The sequence below is a fragment of the Nonomuraea sp. NPDC051298 genome (genome assembly GCF_055586305.1).
The window spans coordinates 258635-272531 of the sequence record NZ_JBVJIM010000007.1 but is presented as its reverse complement, the minus strand read 5'-3'; the positions used below and the strand labels follow the sequence as shown (position 1 = coordinate 272531).

Sequence of the window (13897 nt, the reverse complement as noted above, 5' to 3'; positions counted from 1 at the left end):
TTAGCATAACGACCGTCATGCTTATTCGGCAAAACGGTCGTCATGCGAATAGGCTGTGACCTCTTGCCCACCCGTCCGGCCGACGGCCCCGGCCGTCGCGGGAGGAAGGAGCCGAGGTGGCCAGGCCCCGCGACCCGCGACGCCGTACCGAACTGCTCGACGCGATCGTCGCCTACCTCGCCGAGCACGGCATCGCCCAGCTCTCCCTGCGCCCCCTCGCCAAGGCGCTCGGCCACAGCACGTACGTCCTCACCCATCACTTCGCCGGGAAGGACGAGCTGATCAGCGCCGTCCTGGCCCACCTCGACCGGCGGCAGAAGGCCCGGCTCGCCGCCCTGCCCGCCCCGGAGACCGGTCTCGGCGACGTCGTCCGCGCCTCCTGGGCCTGGCACGTCGGCGAGGACCTGCCCATGGTGCGGCTGCTGCACGAGATCGAGGGCCTGTCCGCCGCCGGCCGGCTCACCGGCCCGTACGTGCCCAAGATGCTCGGCGACCGCGCCGAGTACGTGGCGGAGGTGCTGCGCGCCCACGGGGTGCCCGAGCAGGACGCGTTGCGCAAGGCCACCCTGCTCAACGCCGCCTACGCGGGCCTGCAGATCGACTACCTGACCACCGGCGACGAGGACCGCGTGCGGGCGGCGCTGGACGAGCTGGCCGACACCGCCGACACCTGGACCCGCCGCCCCTGACCGCCGTACGGCCTCGGACGCCACCGTCCGGCTCAGGCGTGCGAGAACCTGCGAGCGCACGTCACCCGACTGCGCGCAGGGCGCTCGCCACGATGGAGGTGGGCGGACTTCCTCGCGCCGGACGGTCAGGGAGCGCCGACGAGTCGCAGCAGCCGCCGCGCCTCCTGTACCAGCCTGGTCGACCCCTTCCTGGCCACCGCAAACGGCGACCGCGGGACCCATGCCCGTGAACACCGGCTCGCCCGCATCGACCATGGCCCGGGACCCTGACGAAGGCCCACGACAATTCCGGGATCATGCACTGACCCCATGGAACGTGTTATGATCATTTTGTCATGAACAGTCATGACTCGTCAGCGCCTCGCATGATCCTCACCGGTGACCCCGACAGCGCCGCCGCCCTCTTCGTCGCGGCCATGAACACCGGCGATCCCCGCGCACTCGACCACGCCTACGAGGACGCCGCCGTCCTCGTCCCCGTGCCCGGCCATCCCGTCACCGGGGAGGCCCGGCTGGCCGCCAACCGGCACCTGCAGAGCTTCGGCCTGCCGATCGAGGCCCGCCCTCGCCACGCGTACGTGGCCGGTGACATCGCCCTGCTCATCGTCGACTGGTCGATGCGCGGCACCGCCCGGGACAGCACCGAGATCGACATGAGCGGCACCGCCACCGACGTCGTACGGCGCGGGGCGGACGGCAGGTGGCGCTACGTCATCGACAACCCCCACGGCACCGCCTGACCCCCGGGCGGCGGCCCCGGCCGCTCGGCCTCGATCGCGCTCCCCGCAGGACGGCGCTACAGTGGCGTGCCTTCCCAGCCCCCGTCCCCCGGTTCGGAGCCGCCACCGATGACGTACGCCCCGCTCGCCGCCGCCTACGACGCCGTGGCCGCCCGCTACGCCGAGTGCATCCCGGGCCGCTACCACGAGACCCCGCTGCACCACGCGATGATCCCCGTCTTCGCGGCCATGGTCCTGGCGGGCGGCGGCGGGCCGGTGGCGGACGCCGGCTGCGGGCCCGGACACGTCACCGCGCACCTGAACGCCCTCGGCGTGGACGCGTTCGGCGTGGACCTGTCGCCGGAGATGGTCGCCCGCGCCCGCGCCGACCACCCGGGGCTGCGCTTCGAGGTCGGCCTGATGGGGGCGCTCGACGTGGCCGCCGCGACCCTGGCCGGGGTGGTCGCCAACCACTCGATCATCCACCTGCCGCCCGAGCTGCTGCCGGAGACGTTCGCCGAGTTCGGCCGGGTGCTCGCCCCCGGCGGCCTGCTGCTGCTCGGCTTCCCCGGGTACGACGGGCCGGATGGTCCGGCGGAGCCGTTCGACCACATGACGTACCCGGCCTACCGCCACGCGGCCGACGGGGTGGCCGGGTTGCTGCTGGAGGCGGGGTTCGCCGAGGTCGCGCGCCTGGTCGTCGCGCCCGGGGAGGACGCCAGGCGCGGATTCCCCACGGCGTACCTGCTGGCCCGCCGCACCACGGCCTGAGCCCGGCCCGCACGCTCAGGCGGCGGGCGCGGGGTCCACGTCGAGGACCGCCTTGCCCGCGACGCGCCGGTCCAGCAGCGCGCGGGCGGCCTCCTCGACGCGGTCCCAGGTGCCGCGCCAGTCCACCTCCGGCGACAGCCTGCCCTGCGCGACGAACGCCAGCAGCGTCGCCAGGTCGGGCCCGAACCCGTGGACGTCGCCGAAGGTGCTCATCGTCTTGGCGGGCCCCACCGAGAACAGCGAGTACGGCTCGAACACCGCCGGCTCGCCGGAGGCCCACCCGATGTTCTGCACGCCGCCGCCCGGCGCGAGCAGCTCCCAGGCGGCGGCGAGCTGGGGCCCGCCCACGTTGTCGAGGACGAGGTCGACGGGCCGGTCGACGCCCTCCAGCCCGACGACCACCGCGTGGGCGCCCAGCTCGGCCAGCCCTTCTGCGCGGGCGGGAGAGCCGACGGAGGCGATGACGTGGGCGCCGCCCAGGGCCGCGAGCTGGACCGCGTACCGGCCGACGCCGCCGGCCGCGCCCGTGACCAGCACCGTGCGGCCCAGGATCGGGCGGGAGCGCAGGGTGCGCAGAGCGGTCACCCCGGCCATCGGCAGCGCGGCGGCCTGCGCCAGCTCGACCTCGCCGGGGACCTCGGCGACCGCCGTCGTGTCCACGGCCATCCGCTGCGCCCACGCCCCCGCGCCGAAGGCCGCGACGCGGGCTCCCACGGCGGGCCCCGTCCCGTCGGCTGCGGCGCGTACGACGACGCCGGCGGCGTCGTATCCGTGCACGGTGCCGGCCGGGCGGCGTCCGGCGAAGGCGACCTCGCCGCGGTTGAGCGAGATGTGCCGGACGTCGAGCAGGAGCTGGTGCGGCGCGGGCTCGGGCGCGGGAGCCGTACCGAGCCGCAGGGCGCCGGGGACGCCGGGATCGACGACGAGTGCGCGCATGTCCATCAGGGGGACTCCTTCACAGGCATGAGGTGATATGCGGACCGTGAGTCCGGTTACGGCTGGACGGTAGCATAGACGGACCGACAGTCCGCATCGGCGAGGGGATCGATGACCGAACAGCACACCCGAGGCACCGCACCCGCCACCCAGGGCGCCGAGCGCACCGAACGCGCCGACGCGGCGCGCAACCGCCGCGCGGTGCTCAGGGCGACCGAGCGGCTCCTGGCCGAGGGCGGGGGCGACCATGTGTCGCTCGACCGGGTCGCCGCGCTCGCCGGGGTCGGGAAGGGCACGGTGTTCCGGCGCTTCGGCAGCCGGGCCGGGCTGCTCCAGGCGCTCCTGGAGGAGCGTTCGGCCGAACTGCGCGAGGCCGTACGGAACGGGCCCCCGCCCCTCGGGCCGGGAGCGCCCGCCCGCGAGCGGCTGCACGCCTTCCTCGACGGGCTGGGCGCGATCGCCGAGGGCAACGCCGTCCTGCTGTCGGCGCACGAGCAGGCGTGCGCCGAGGACAGGTACGGCGACCCGAGCTACCTGTCCTGGCACCGCCACCTCAGCGCGCTGTTCACCGAGGCCCGGCCCGACCTCGACGCCGCCTTCCTCGCCCACGCGCTGCTGGCCGTCTTCGACGGCGACCTGATCCGCCACCTGACCCCGCCCGGCGACCCGCGCCACTTCACCCGCTCGATCCAGCGGATGGCCGCCGCACTGCTGGCCGACGCCCCGCCCGCGACCAGGGACCGGTGACGCCAGCGCCCCCTGAGGTCGCACCCCGGCCGCCGGTCGTCGCGCGCCCGACGGTTACCGTAAGCGCATGACCAGTCACAGAGAGTCCCGCACCGGGAGAGCGGCGGAGGAGCTGGCGGCGTCGCGGGCGGCGATGTTCGGGGCGCTGATCTCCGCGAGCCACGCCTGCACGCTGGAGCAGGTCCCCGGCCTGGTCTCCGAGCAGGCCGGGCGGGTGGGGCTGCGCGACGTGCTGATCTATCTGGCGGACCTGCAGCAGGAGGTGCTCTCGCCGCTGGTCGCCGAGCCCGCGCCGGCCGGCGCGGGCGAGCGCGGGGAGCTGCGCATCGACGGGACCGTGGCCGGCCGGGCCTTCCAGCACGGCCGGATCCTGCCGGCCACCGTCCGCGACACCGAGCACTGGTGGGTGCCGCTGGTGGACGACACCGACCGGCTGGGCGTCCTGCGGGTCACCGCTCCGGGCGCGGACCGCGAGGCGCTGCTGGACATGGAGCGGCTGGCCGGGCTGGTGGCGCTGCTGGTGGTCTCGAAGCGTCCGCTGAGCGACACCTACGCCCGGCTCGTCCGGCGGCGGCGCATGAGCGTGTCGGCCGAGATGGAGTGGCGGCTCATGCCGCAGCGTACGTTCGCGACTGGGCGGCTGGTCGTCAGCGCGGTGATGGAGCCCGCCTACGACGTGAGCGGCGACGTCTACGACTACGCCATCGGGGGCTCCACCGCGCATCTGGCGATCTTCGACGCCATGGGGCACGACACCGCCGCGGGACTGACGGCCAACCTCGCCCTGACGACCCTGCGCAACGCCCGCCACGAGGGCGCGGAGCCGGACGCGTCGGCGACGCGCATCGACGAGGCGCTCGTGGAGCTGTTCGGCGGCGAACGGTTCGCCACCGGCGTCATCGCCACCCTCGACATCCCCGGCGGCGACCTCGCCTGGGTCAACTGCGGCCACCATCCGCCGATCGTCATCCGCAGGCGTTCCACCATCGAGCTGGAGTGCGCGCCCGACCTGCCCATGGGCACCGGCCTGCTGCCGGAGGTGACCGTGTGGCGTACGCAGTTGCAGCCGGGCGACCGGCTCCTGCTCTACACCGACGGCATCACCGAGGCGCGCAACCACCGCGGCCAGGAGTTCGGCACGGAACGGTTCACCGACTTCCTCATCCGGCACCAGGCCGACGAGCTGCCCGTGCCCGAGACGCTGCGCCGCCTGATCCTCCATCACCTCCGTTACCACGATCACCGGTTGCGCGACGACGCCACGGTGCTCCTCGTCGAGTGGCCCGGCGGCCCTCTCCCCCGGGAAGAGGTCGAGGCCCTGTCCGGCATCCCGCCGGAGCCGGCGGCTTAACGAAACACATCTACCGTTAGCGTGCTAGGATTTTTAACGGTAAATCTGGCCCGTTAGAGAGCAGGATGGAATCATGGACTATCGACGGCTGGGCGCGTCCGGGCTCGAGGTGCCCGCGCTGAGCTTCGGCGCGGGCACGTTCGGCGGCAAGGGTGAGCTGTTCAGCGCGTGGGGCAACACCGACGTGGCGGAGGCCACACGCATGGTGGACGTGGCGCTCGACGCGGGCCTCACGATGTTCGACACCGCCGACGTGTACTCCGACGGCGCCTCGGAGGAGGTGCTCGGCCAGGCGATCAAGGGGCGGCGCGACAGGGTGCTCATCTCGACCAAGGCCGTGCTCCCCCTGCACGACGGCCCCAACGGCGCCGGAGCCTCGCGGGCCCGCCTGATCGAGGCGGTCGACAACGCCCTGCGCCGCCTCGGCACCGAGCACATCGACCTGTTCCAGTTGCACGCCTTCGACGCGGGCACGCCGGTCGAGGAGTCCCTCTCCACGCTGGGCGACCTGGTGACGGCCGGCAAGCTCCGCTACGTCGGCGCCTCCAACTTCGCCGGCTGGCAGCTCATGAAGTCGCTGGCGGCGGCCGACCGGCACGGCCTGCCCCGCTACGTGGCCCACCAGGTCTACTACTCGCTGGTCGGCCGCGACTACGAGTGGGAGCTGATGCCCCTCGGCCTCGACCAGGGCGTCGGCGCGGTGGTGTGGAGCCCGCTCGGCTGGGGCCGCCTCACCGGCAAGATCCGGCGCGGCCGGCCGCTGCCCGAGGGCAGCCGGCTGCACCGTACGGCCTCCTACGGCCCGCCCGTGGACGACGAGCACCTCTACACGGTGGTGGACGCCCTCGACGCGATCGCCGCCGAGACCGGCAGGAGCGTCCCCCAGGTCGCGCTCAACTGGCTGCTGCGCCGCCCGACCGTGGCCACGGTCATCGTGGGCGCGCGCAACGAGGAGCAGCTCCGCGAGAACCTGGGCGCCGTCGGCTGGAGCCTGACCCCCGACCAGGTGGCCAGGCTGGACGCGGCGAGCACGGTCACCTCGTCCTACCCGCACTACCTGTACCGGATCCAGGAGGGGTTCGCCCGCGTCAACCCGCCCATCGAACGCCTCATCGCGGCCGGCCGCGTCTGAAGGGCCGCCGTTCCCCGCCCTTGAGCGCGCCGGGGGCTTGGCGGGGCGGGCGCCGCCGCGTTCGCGACCACCGATAGCCTGCCGCCATCATGAAACGCGCGTGGATGTTGCCGACTCTGCTGATGGCAGGCGGCTCGGCGGTCGCGGCGGCGCAGTTCGCCGAGGGCGCTCCCGGCCCGGCCGTGGCGTCGCTGGTGCTGTTCGCGCTGCTCGCAGGGGTGTACTCGCCGCTGGTGTTCCCCAGGTCCATCGGCGCGGAAGAGGCGCGACGCCGCAGCGCGGCCGACGGCCGGCCGATCGTCTACTGGCGGCCGGGCTGCAAGTACTGCCTGCGGCTGCGGCTGCGCCTGGGCCGCAGCGCGCGCCGGCTGCACTGGGTCGACATCTGGCGGGACCCGGCCGGCGCGGCGACGGTGCGGGCGGCCAACGACGGCGACGAGACCGTGCCGACCGTCGTGGTGGCGGGCCGGCCGCACGTCAACCCCGACCCCCGATGGGTACGAGCCCAGCTCGCACCGCCCACGTGACCGACCTGCCCACCCGACCGGCCTGTGGCGCGGGACCGGTCGGTCACTGCTGTCCCGGGCGGCGGGCCGGGGACGGGGCCGGGCCCGCGGTCCCGTCGGCGAAGCGCGCCGGGCGGAACGGCCCCAGCAGGGCCGACTCCTCCCCGAACACCTCGCCCGCGACCTCCCGCATCAGCAGCGGCGCCAGCGTGACCCCGCTGTGCGTGGCCACCGTGTAGACCCGCCGGCCGGCGTCCGCGAACCCGGCCACGGTGAGCCCGTCGCCCGGCATCGCGCGCTGCCCCACGACGGCCCGCTCCACGGCGGCCCCCTCGGTGGCGCGCAGCACGCCGGACAGCAGCGCCAGCATCTCGGCCGGCACCTCGCCGGGCACCGGGACGGCGGGGTCGGCCAGGCCGTCCAGGGGCAGCGACTGCAGCAGCACCCGCCCCCCGCCGTCGGGACGCAGGTTGAGCGCGGCCGTCGTCAGCACCCGCGACAGCCGGGCGGGCACCGGCGTCGTGGTGACCAGGAACCCGTTGGTGAGCGTCCCGGACTCGGCCGGGTCCAGCATCGGGACGGTGGCCCCGGCCAGCGCGGCGACCCGCTGCGTCCAGCGGCCTGCGCAGGTGACGACGACGTCGCCCGCGAAGACGCGCCCGTCGGCCACCGTCACCCGCACCCCCGGCCCCGCGGTCTCGATGCCGGTGACCTCGGCCCCGCACTCCACCGTGGCACCGCCGTCGCGGGCCTCGCCGAGCAGGCGTCCGAGCAGGCGCAGCGGCTGGACGTACGCCTCGCAGGGGAAGAAGACGTACTCGCTGTCCGGCGGCAGGGGCACGAGGTCGGGTTCCAGGGCGAGTGCCCGTCCGGCGGTGACGCGCTCGACCGGGTAGCCCAGGGCGAGCAGCCGCCCGACCCGCTCCTCGAGCAGTTCCTTGTGCTCGTCGGTGACCGCGCACTCCAGGTTGCCGGTGGGGAAGAACCAGTCGCCGGGAAGCTGGTGGTGCGCCCAGACCCCGGCGTGGTTGAGGTCGAAGTACTCCTTGGGGGTCTTGTTGTTGGCGTTGACCCACGCGACCGACGTGGACGTCGTACCGGCTCCCGGGGTGTCCGCCTCCAGCACCGTGACCTGGGCGCCGCGCCGGGTGAGACCGGCCGCGACCGCGGATCCGACCACCCCCGCGCCGATGACGACGACTCGCACCCTGGCTCCCTTCATCTGTTGTCCTCCTGATCGGCGCCGAAGAGCTTGGCCACGCCGACGAAGCGTTCGATGACGACGACCGCGACCGCGGCGAACAGCACCATGAGGGTGCCGATGGCGGTGACCGTGGGGTCGTAGTCGTACTGCATGTAGTTGAAGATCCGTACGGGCAGCGTCTGCAGGTCGGTGGTGACCACGAACAGCGCCACCGTCAGGTCGTCGAAGGAGGTGATGAAGGCGAAGAACGCGCCCCCGATCAGCGCCCCGCGCACGGCCGGCAGCGTGACGTGCCAGAACACCAGGAACGGCGGCGCGCCCAGCCCGGCCGCCGCCTTCTCCGCCGAGCGGTCGAGGCCCGCCAGCCCGGCCAGCACCAGCCGCACCGCGTACGGGACGGTGAGCACCAGGTGGGCCAGCAGCAGCGTGACCGGGCTGGAGGCCAGCCCCGTCTGCGCGAACCACTGCAGCAGCCCGATGCCCAGCACGATCGTGGGCACCGCGAACGCGCTCGACAGCACGGCCTCCAGCAGGCCGCGTCCGGGGAATCGGTGACGGTGGATGGCCAGCCCGCCGGCCAGCCCCACGACCGCGGAGACCGCCGCCGCGGCCAGCGCCACCCCGGCGCTCAGCGCGAACGACGACAGGAACTCCGGCTTCTGGAACACCTCCGCGTACCAGCGCAGCGTGATACCCCGGGGCGGGAACGTCACGTACGAGGTGGCGGTCAGCGAGGAGGCCACGGTGACGGCCACGGGCGCGACCAGGAACAGCCCGACCAGCGCCGCGAACGCGCCACCGAGCACGCGCGACAGCCGCGTCATCCGAACACCGCCTCCCCGCGCCCCCGCCGCAACAGCCGCGAGTAGCCCAGCAGCAGCCCCGTCGTGACCACCACCAGCACGAACCCGATCGCCGCCGCGTACGGCCAGTCGAGCGTGGTGGTGGCCTGGGTGTAGACGAAGTACGGCATGAGCTTGACCTTCGGCCCGCCGAGGATGGCCGGGGTGACGAAGCTGGAGGCGGTCAGGCTGAACACGATCATCGCCCCGGCCAGCATGCCGGGCGCCGACAGCGGCAGCGTGATCCGCCAGAAGCAGGTCCAGCCGCCCGCGCCCAGCCCCTTGGCGGCGGGCACGAGCGTCGGGTCGATCCGGTCGAGGCTGCCCATGAGCGGCAGCACCATGTACGCCAGCATCACGTGCACCATGCCGACGAGCACGGCGGTGTCGTTGTAGAGGAGTTGCGGCGGGGTGAGCCCGAGCCACGCGATGACCGAGGCGACGGGGCCGTTCGGCCCGAGCACCACGAGCCACCCGTACGCGCGGATGACCATGCTGATCAGCAGCGGCGACAGCAGGAGCAGCGCCAGCCAATTCCGCACGCGCGGCGAGCGGCCGCGCAGGTAGAGCGCGAACGGGTAGCCGACGAGCAGGCAGCCGGCCGTGGTCAGGGCGGCGATCTTGAGCGTGTTCCACAGGACGCCCCGGTAGAAGGGGTCGCCGAGGAAGCGCGCGTAGTTGTCGAGGGTGAAGGCGCCGGTCTGCGTCCTGAAGCTGTTGGCCACCAGCGTGAACAGCGGTGCCACGAACAGCAGCGCGAAGATCGCGACGGCGGGCAGCGCGAGCAGCAGGCCCGTACGCCGGCGCGGCGTGCCCGCGCCGGACCGCCGTTTCACCGGGTCGTCAGCGAGGCGTCCGAGGGCCGCCACGAGCAGGTCACCTCCTCCCCCTGCGCGGGCACCCGCGCGTCGAACGGCAGCGCCGCCCGCACCTCACCGGCCGGGGTGGCGACCACGCAGCGGATGCGCGAGCCGAGGAATCGCGTCTCCCTGACGGTGCCGCGCAGCCCCTCGCCCTCTCCCCCTGTACCGACTCCTCCGGGGGCGACGCGGACGACCTCCGGCCGCACGTACAGGCGCACGGCGGCGCCCTCGGCCGGAGGCTCGCCCGCCGGGGTGGCGGCCACGGTCCGGCCCGCGACCCGGCAGGCGTACCCGTCGGCGGCGGGGCCCTGGGCGGTGCCGTCGAGGGCGTTGACCTCGCCGATGAACCGGGCCACGAAGTCCGTGGCGGGCCGCAGGTAGATCTCCCTGGGCCGGTCGAGCTGCTGGATGACGCCGTCGGCCATGACCGCGATCCGGTCGGAGACGGCCAGCGCCTCCTCCTGGTCGTGGGTGACGAGGATCGTGGTGGTGCCGATGCGGCGCTGCAGGGCGGCGACCTCGTCGCGCAGGCGTACCCGGAGCTGGGCGTCGAGGTTGGAGAACGGCTCGTCGAGCAGCAGCAGGTCGGGCTGGACGACCAGCGCCCTGGCCAGGGCCGCGCGCTGCTGCTGGCCGCCGGAGAGCCGGCGCGGGTGCCGCTCGGCCAGGCCGTCCAGGCCCACCATCTCCAGCACCTCGGCGACCTGCCTCCTGCGCCGCGCGGCCGGGACCCTGCGCATCCGCAGGCCGAAGGCCACGTTGTCGGCGACCGTCATGTGCGGGAAGAGGGCGTACGACTGGAAGACCATGCCCATGGAACGGCGGTGCGGCGGCACGGCGGTCACGTCGCGGCCGTCCACCTCGATCACGCCGCCGTCGGCGGTCAGGTGTCCCGCGACCATGTTGAGTGTCGTCGTCTTGCCGCAGCCGGACGGGCCGAGCAGGGTGAGGAACTCACCGGGCTCGGTCTCCAGGTCCACGGAGGAGACGACCTCCTTGCCGCCCAGCGCCTTGCGCACGCCGTTCAGGCGCAGCCGCCCGCGCCGCGCGGCGGTGGGCTCGGCGGGGGCCTCGGTCGTGCTCGTCACCGCTCGATCTCCTTCGTCCACCGGTCGGTCCACGCAGCGCGCCGGCTGTTGACGTCCCGCCAGTCCAGCGGCTGCATGTGCGCCGCCTGCTCGGAGCCGACGACCCGCTTGGCCAGCTCGGGCTCGAGGTGGGCGTCGGTGACGGTGGGCCCGTCGTAGCCCTCGGCGGCCAGCCGCTCCTGGATGCCCGGCTCCAGCAGGGCGTTGACGAACCGCTGCGCCAGCTCGGGGTGCGGCGCCCGGTTGACCACGTTCGCGGTGGCCAGCAGTGGGATGGCCCCTTCCTCCGGATACACGAACGAGATCGGGAAGCTCTTGTCCGCCAGCGTCTCCACCCGCGAGCCGCCCCAGACCGTGGCGACCGCCTGACCTTGCAGGAAGTAATTGGACACGTCGGCCGTGGCGTCGAAGGTGAAGGCGTTGGCCGCCACCTTCTCCAACCCGGCGAAGCCGGAGTCGATCGAGCCGTCGCCCTCGCGGGCGGCCAGGACGAGGGCGCCCACGCCGTACGTGTTCGTGATCGACGGCAGCACGACCCTGCCCTTGAGCCTCGGGTCGGCCAGGTCGGCCAGCCTCCTGGGGGCGGGCAGGCCGTTCTCGGCGTACCACTTGGTGTTGTAGGCCAGCCCGGTCGCGGTCAGCGCGAACCCGACGCCGACGTCACCCGGGATCCTGGCCACCCGCTCCACCTTGTCCAGGCGGGTGACGGCGTCGGGGTCGAGCTTGGCCAGCAGCCCCGCCTCGGCGGCCTGCGCCTGCGGCCCGTCGTCGATGAGCGCGACGTCGATCTGCGGGGCGTCCTGCTGCGCCTTCAGCTTGGCCACGGTGTCGGTGGAGCTGCCGGCGATGTAGACGACCTCGCAGGAGCACGACTTCTCGAACTCCGGCACCACGGCCTGTTCGAACGCCTCCTGGTAGGAGCCCCCGTACCCGGCCACGACGAGCTTGCCCGTCGAGGCGGTCGGGCTGGGCGGGGCGCAGGCCGCCAGGCCGGTGAGGGCCAGCGCCGCGGCGAGCAGCCTGGTCATGAGGTCTCGATCTCCTTGTTCCAGCGGTCCGTCCAGGCGGACCGGTTCTTGTTGATCACGGCCCAGTCGAGCTTGCGCAGGCCCGCGGCCCGGTCCTGGCCGACGACCTTCTCCGCCAGCGCGGGGTCGAGCTCGACGCCCTCGACCACCGGGCCGTTGAAGTTGGACTCGGCCATCGTCCGCTGCGCCGACGGCTCCAGGAGCGCGTTGACGAACTTCTGGGCCAGGTCGGGGTGCGGCGCCCGCTGCACGACGTTGACGGTGGCGATGAGCGGCAACGCGCCCTCCTCCGGATAGACGAACCGCACCGGGTATCCCTTCTCGGCCAGCATCTGCACCCTGGAGTTACCCCAGATCGAGGCCACGGCCTGCCCTTGGAGGAAGTAATTGGACACGTCGGCCGTGGTGTCGAACGTGACGGCGTTGGCCGCGACCTTCTCGACGCCCGCGAAACCGGGGTCGATCTCCTGCTCGGAGCCGCCGCCGGCCTCGGCGGCGATGAGCAGCGCGCCCAGTCCGTACGTCTGCGTGATCGACGGCATCACCAGCTTGCCCTCGAGCCTCGGATCGGCCAGGTCGGCCAGCCTCCTGGGGGCGGGCAGGCCGTGCTCGGCGTAGTAGTCGGGGTTGTAGGCGAGGCCGGTCGCGTTCAGGGAGAAGCCGACGCCCACGTCACCGGGCAGCCGGGCGAGGTCGATGACGCGGGCCAGGTTCGTGACGGTCCCGGGGTCGAGGGGGGCCAGCAGACCGGCCTCGACGGCCTGGTTCTGCACGCCGTCGTCGATGAGGGCGACGTCGATCCGCGGCGCGTCCCGCTGCGCCTTCAGCTTGGCGACGGTGTCGGTGGAGCTGCCGGCGACGTAGGTGACCCGGCAGGAGCACGACTGCTCGAAGCCGGGGATGACCGACTCCTTGAACGCCTCCTCGTACGAGCCGCCGTACCCGGCGACGACCAGCGTGCCGGGGGCGGCCGATGGAGTGGGGGCGCCGCAGGAGGCGAGCGCGAGCGTAGCGGCTGCGAGTACGGCGGTCAGAGATCTGGATGTCAAGACGACCTCCGAAGGGGGCGATTCTGTGCGAGACGGCCGGTGTCACCGAAGACGGGGTCACAGAAGACGGGGTCACCGAGGACGGGGACGAGCTTGACGCCGTGGCCGTCAGGGGTGAAGGCGTCCGGGTGAGCCGATCTCGTACGGGGGAGGGTTCAGTTGTGGTGGGCGGAGCCGCTCAGGTCGGTCTCCACGTAGAAGCGCTCGGACCCGGCGGGGACGATCGCCTCCAGCAGTTCCGCGATCTCGCCGCGGCGCGTCCAGGTCTCGCGCGTCCAGCGGAACACGGGCAGGCCCACCGCCAGCCCGAACAGCTCCGCCTGCGCCGCGCCCAGGACGTACGGCTCCACGTAGAGCCTGGCGCGTACCAGCTCGACCCCGCGGTCGCGCAGGTAGGCGTGGGTGGTCAGCGGCTCTAACGGCTGGTCGAGCAGGTCGGGGGCGAGCCGGAAGGGCAGGACCTGCACCTCGGTGTGGGCCACCTTGCCGTCACCGTTCAGCTTGTGGCGTTCCATCTGGACGACCGCCTCCGCACCGGGCACGCCCGGCAGCCGCAGCCGCGCCGCGCTCGCGGGCAGCACCCGCGCCGAGACGACCAGGTGGTCGCCGGGCAGCTCCGGCCCCTGGATCAGCAGGCCGGTGAAGCGCAGCAGGTTGTTCCGGCCGATCGCCTGCGCCACGAAGCTGCCACGCCTGCGGAAACGTACGATGAGCCCGGCGTCGGCGAGGTCGCGCAGGGCCCGCCGCACGGTGATGCGCGACACCCCGAACTCCTCGCAGAGCCCCGCCTCCGTGGGCATCCGGGTGCCGGGGCCCCATTGGCCGGAGCGGATACGTGCCTCCAGCGCCATGCGGATCTTCACATGAAGCAGGAGGTCACGTTCTGACATGGCCAAATACTGGTTGTAGCGATTAGTTATGTCAATAGAAGATTAGACATGACTTATCGCCGCTGAGTGGGGTGAGAGGCCG

The 13897-nt window shown here is 73.3% G+C and carries 15 protein-coding genes; 7 read left to right on the top strand and 8 right to left on the bottom strand.

Annotated features, from left to right (window positions below; translation table 11 throughout):
- The first annotated feature begins 116 nt into the window (after window positions 1-116).
- The 3 genes from ACZ6S0_RS22720 to ACZ6S0_RS22710 all read left to right on the top strand — a co-directional run bounded on the left by ACZ6S0_RS22720 (window position 117) and on the right by ACZ6S0_RS22710 (window position 2179).
- Window positions 117-689 carry a TetR/AcrR family transcriptional regulator gene (locus ACZ6S0_RS22720; protein ID WP_465920894.1) on the top strand — a complete coding sequence of 191 codons (573 nt, stop codon included), beginning with the start codon at window positions 117-119 and terminating at the stop codon, window positions 687-689.
- A gap of 335 nt (window positions 690-1024) precedes the next feature.
- Window positions 1025-1429, top strand: a complete 405-nt coding sequence (locus tag ACZ6S0_RS22715) for a YybH family protein (protein WP_465920891.1) — start codon at window positions 1025-1027, stop codon at window positions 1427-1429.
- Between the two features lie 108 nt (window positions 1430-1537).
- Window positions 1538-2179 carry a class I SAM-dependent methyltransferase gene (locus ACZ6S0_RS22710; RefSeq protein ID WP_465920889.1) on the top strand — a complete coding sequence of 214 codons (642 nt, stop codon included), beginning with the start codon at window positions 1538-1540 and terminating at the stop codon, window positions 2177-2179.
- A gap of 15 nt (window positions 2180-2194) precedes the next feature.
- Here the strand turns inward: ACZ6S0_RS22710 and ACZ6S0_RS22705 are convergent, their stop codons facing one another.
- Window positions 2195-3121, bottom strand: a complete 927-nt coding sequence (locus ACZ6S0_RS22705; RefSeq protein WP_465920886.1) for a zinc-binding dehydrogenase — start codon at window positions 3119-3121, stop codon at window positions 2195-2197.
- Between the two features lie 105 nt (window positions 3122-3226).
- On the opposite strand from ACZ6S0_RS22705, the gene ACZ6S0_RS22700 reads away from it, so the two are divergent.
- From ACZ6S0_RS22700 to ACZ6S0_RS22685, 4 genes are all read left to right on the top strand, one after another.
- Window positions 3227-3862, top strand: a complete 636-nt coding sequence (locus ACZ6S0_RS22700) for a TetR/AcrR family transcriptional regulator (protein WP_465920883.1) — start codon at window positions 3227-3229, stop codon at window positions 3860-3862.
- Window positions 3863-3929: 67 nt separating this feature from the next.
- Window positions 3930-5213, top strand: coding sequence for a PP2C family protein-serine/threonine phosphatase (locus ACZ6S0_RS22695; protein ID WP_465920881.1), 1284 nt, complete (start codon window positions 3930-3932; stop codon window positions 5211-5213).
- Between the two features lie 73 nt (window positions 5214-5286).
- A complete protein-coding gene (locus ACZ6S0_RS22690) occupies window positions 5287-6345 on the top strand; it encodes an aldo/keto reductase (protein WP_465920879.1) in 1059 nt (352 codons plus the stop codon).
- 89 nt (window positions 6346-6434) lie between these two features.
- Window positions 6435-6872, top strand: a complete 438-nt coding sequence (locus tag ACZ6S0_RS22685; RefSeq protein ID WP_465920877.1) for a glutaredoxin domain-containing protein — start codon at window positions 6435-6437, stop codon at window positions 6870-6872.
- Between the two features lie 43 nt (window positions 6873-6915).
- Here ACZ6S0_RS22685 and ACZ6S0_RS22680 read toward each other — a convergent pair whose 3' ends face one another.
- The 7 genes from ACZ6S0_RS22680 to ACZ6S0_RS22650 form a co-directional block, all read right to left on the bottom strand.
- Entirely contained in the window at window positions 6916-8058 is a 1143-nt protein-coding gene (locus tag ACZ6S0_RS22680) for an NAD(P)/FAD-dependent oxidoreductase (protein WP_465920874.1), read from the bottom strand.
- Window positions 8059-8069: 11 nt separating this feature from the next.
- A complete protein-coding gene (locus ACZ6S0_RS22675; RefSeq protein WP_465920872.1) occupies window positions 8070-8879 on the bottom strand; it encodes an ABC transporter permease in 810 nt (269 codons plus the stop codon).
- Window positions 8876-9766 (bottom strand): ABC transporter permease, encoded by an 891-nt coding sequence (locus ACZ6S0_RS22670; RefSeq protein ID WP_465920871.1) that lies wholly within the window; start codon window positions 9764-9766, stop codon window positions 8876-8878. Before ACZ6S0_RS22670 ends, ACZ6S0_RS22675 begins: the two co-directional genes overlap by 4 nt.
- On the bottom strand, window positions 9730-10848 hold the full coding sequence (locus tag ACZ6S0_RS22665; protein WP_465920868.1) for an ABC transporter ATP-binding protein: 1119 nt from the start codon (window positions 10846-10848) through the stop codon (window positions 9730-9732). Before ACZ6S0_RS22665 ends, ACZ6S0_RS22670 begins: the two co-directional genes overlap by 37 nt.
- Window positions 10845-11876, bottom strand: a complete 1032-nt coding sequence (locus ACZ6S0_RS22660) for an ABC transporter substrate-binding protein (protein ID WP_465920866.1) — start codon at window positions 11874-11876, stop codon at window positions 10845-10847. Before ACZ6S0_RS22660 ends, ACZ6S0_RS22665 begins: the two co-directional genes overlap by 4 nt.
- Window positions 11873-12925, bottom strand: a complete 1053-nt coding sequence (locus ACZ6S0_RS22655; protein ID WP_465920864.1) for an ABC transporter substrate-binding protein — start codon at window positions 12923-12925, stop codon at window positions 11873-11875. The genes ACZ6S0_RS22660 and ACZ6S0_RS22655 overlap by 4 nt, the downstream gene beginning before the upstream one ends.
- Window positions 12926-13080: 155 nt before the next feature.
- The gene (locus ACZ6S0_RS22650; RefSeq protein ID WP_465920862.1) at window positions 13081-13815 is read right to left on the bottom strand and encodes a GntR family transcriptional regulator; all 735 of its coding nucleotides are present in this window, start codon (window positions 13813-13815) and stop codon (window positions 13081-13083) included.
- Window positions 13816-13897: the final 82 nt, after the last annotated feature.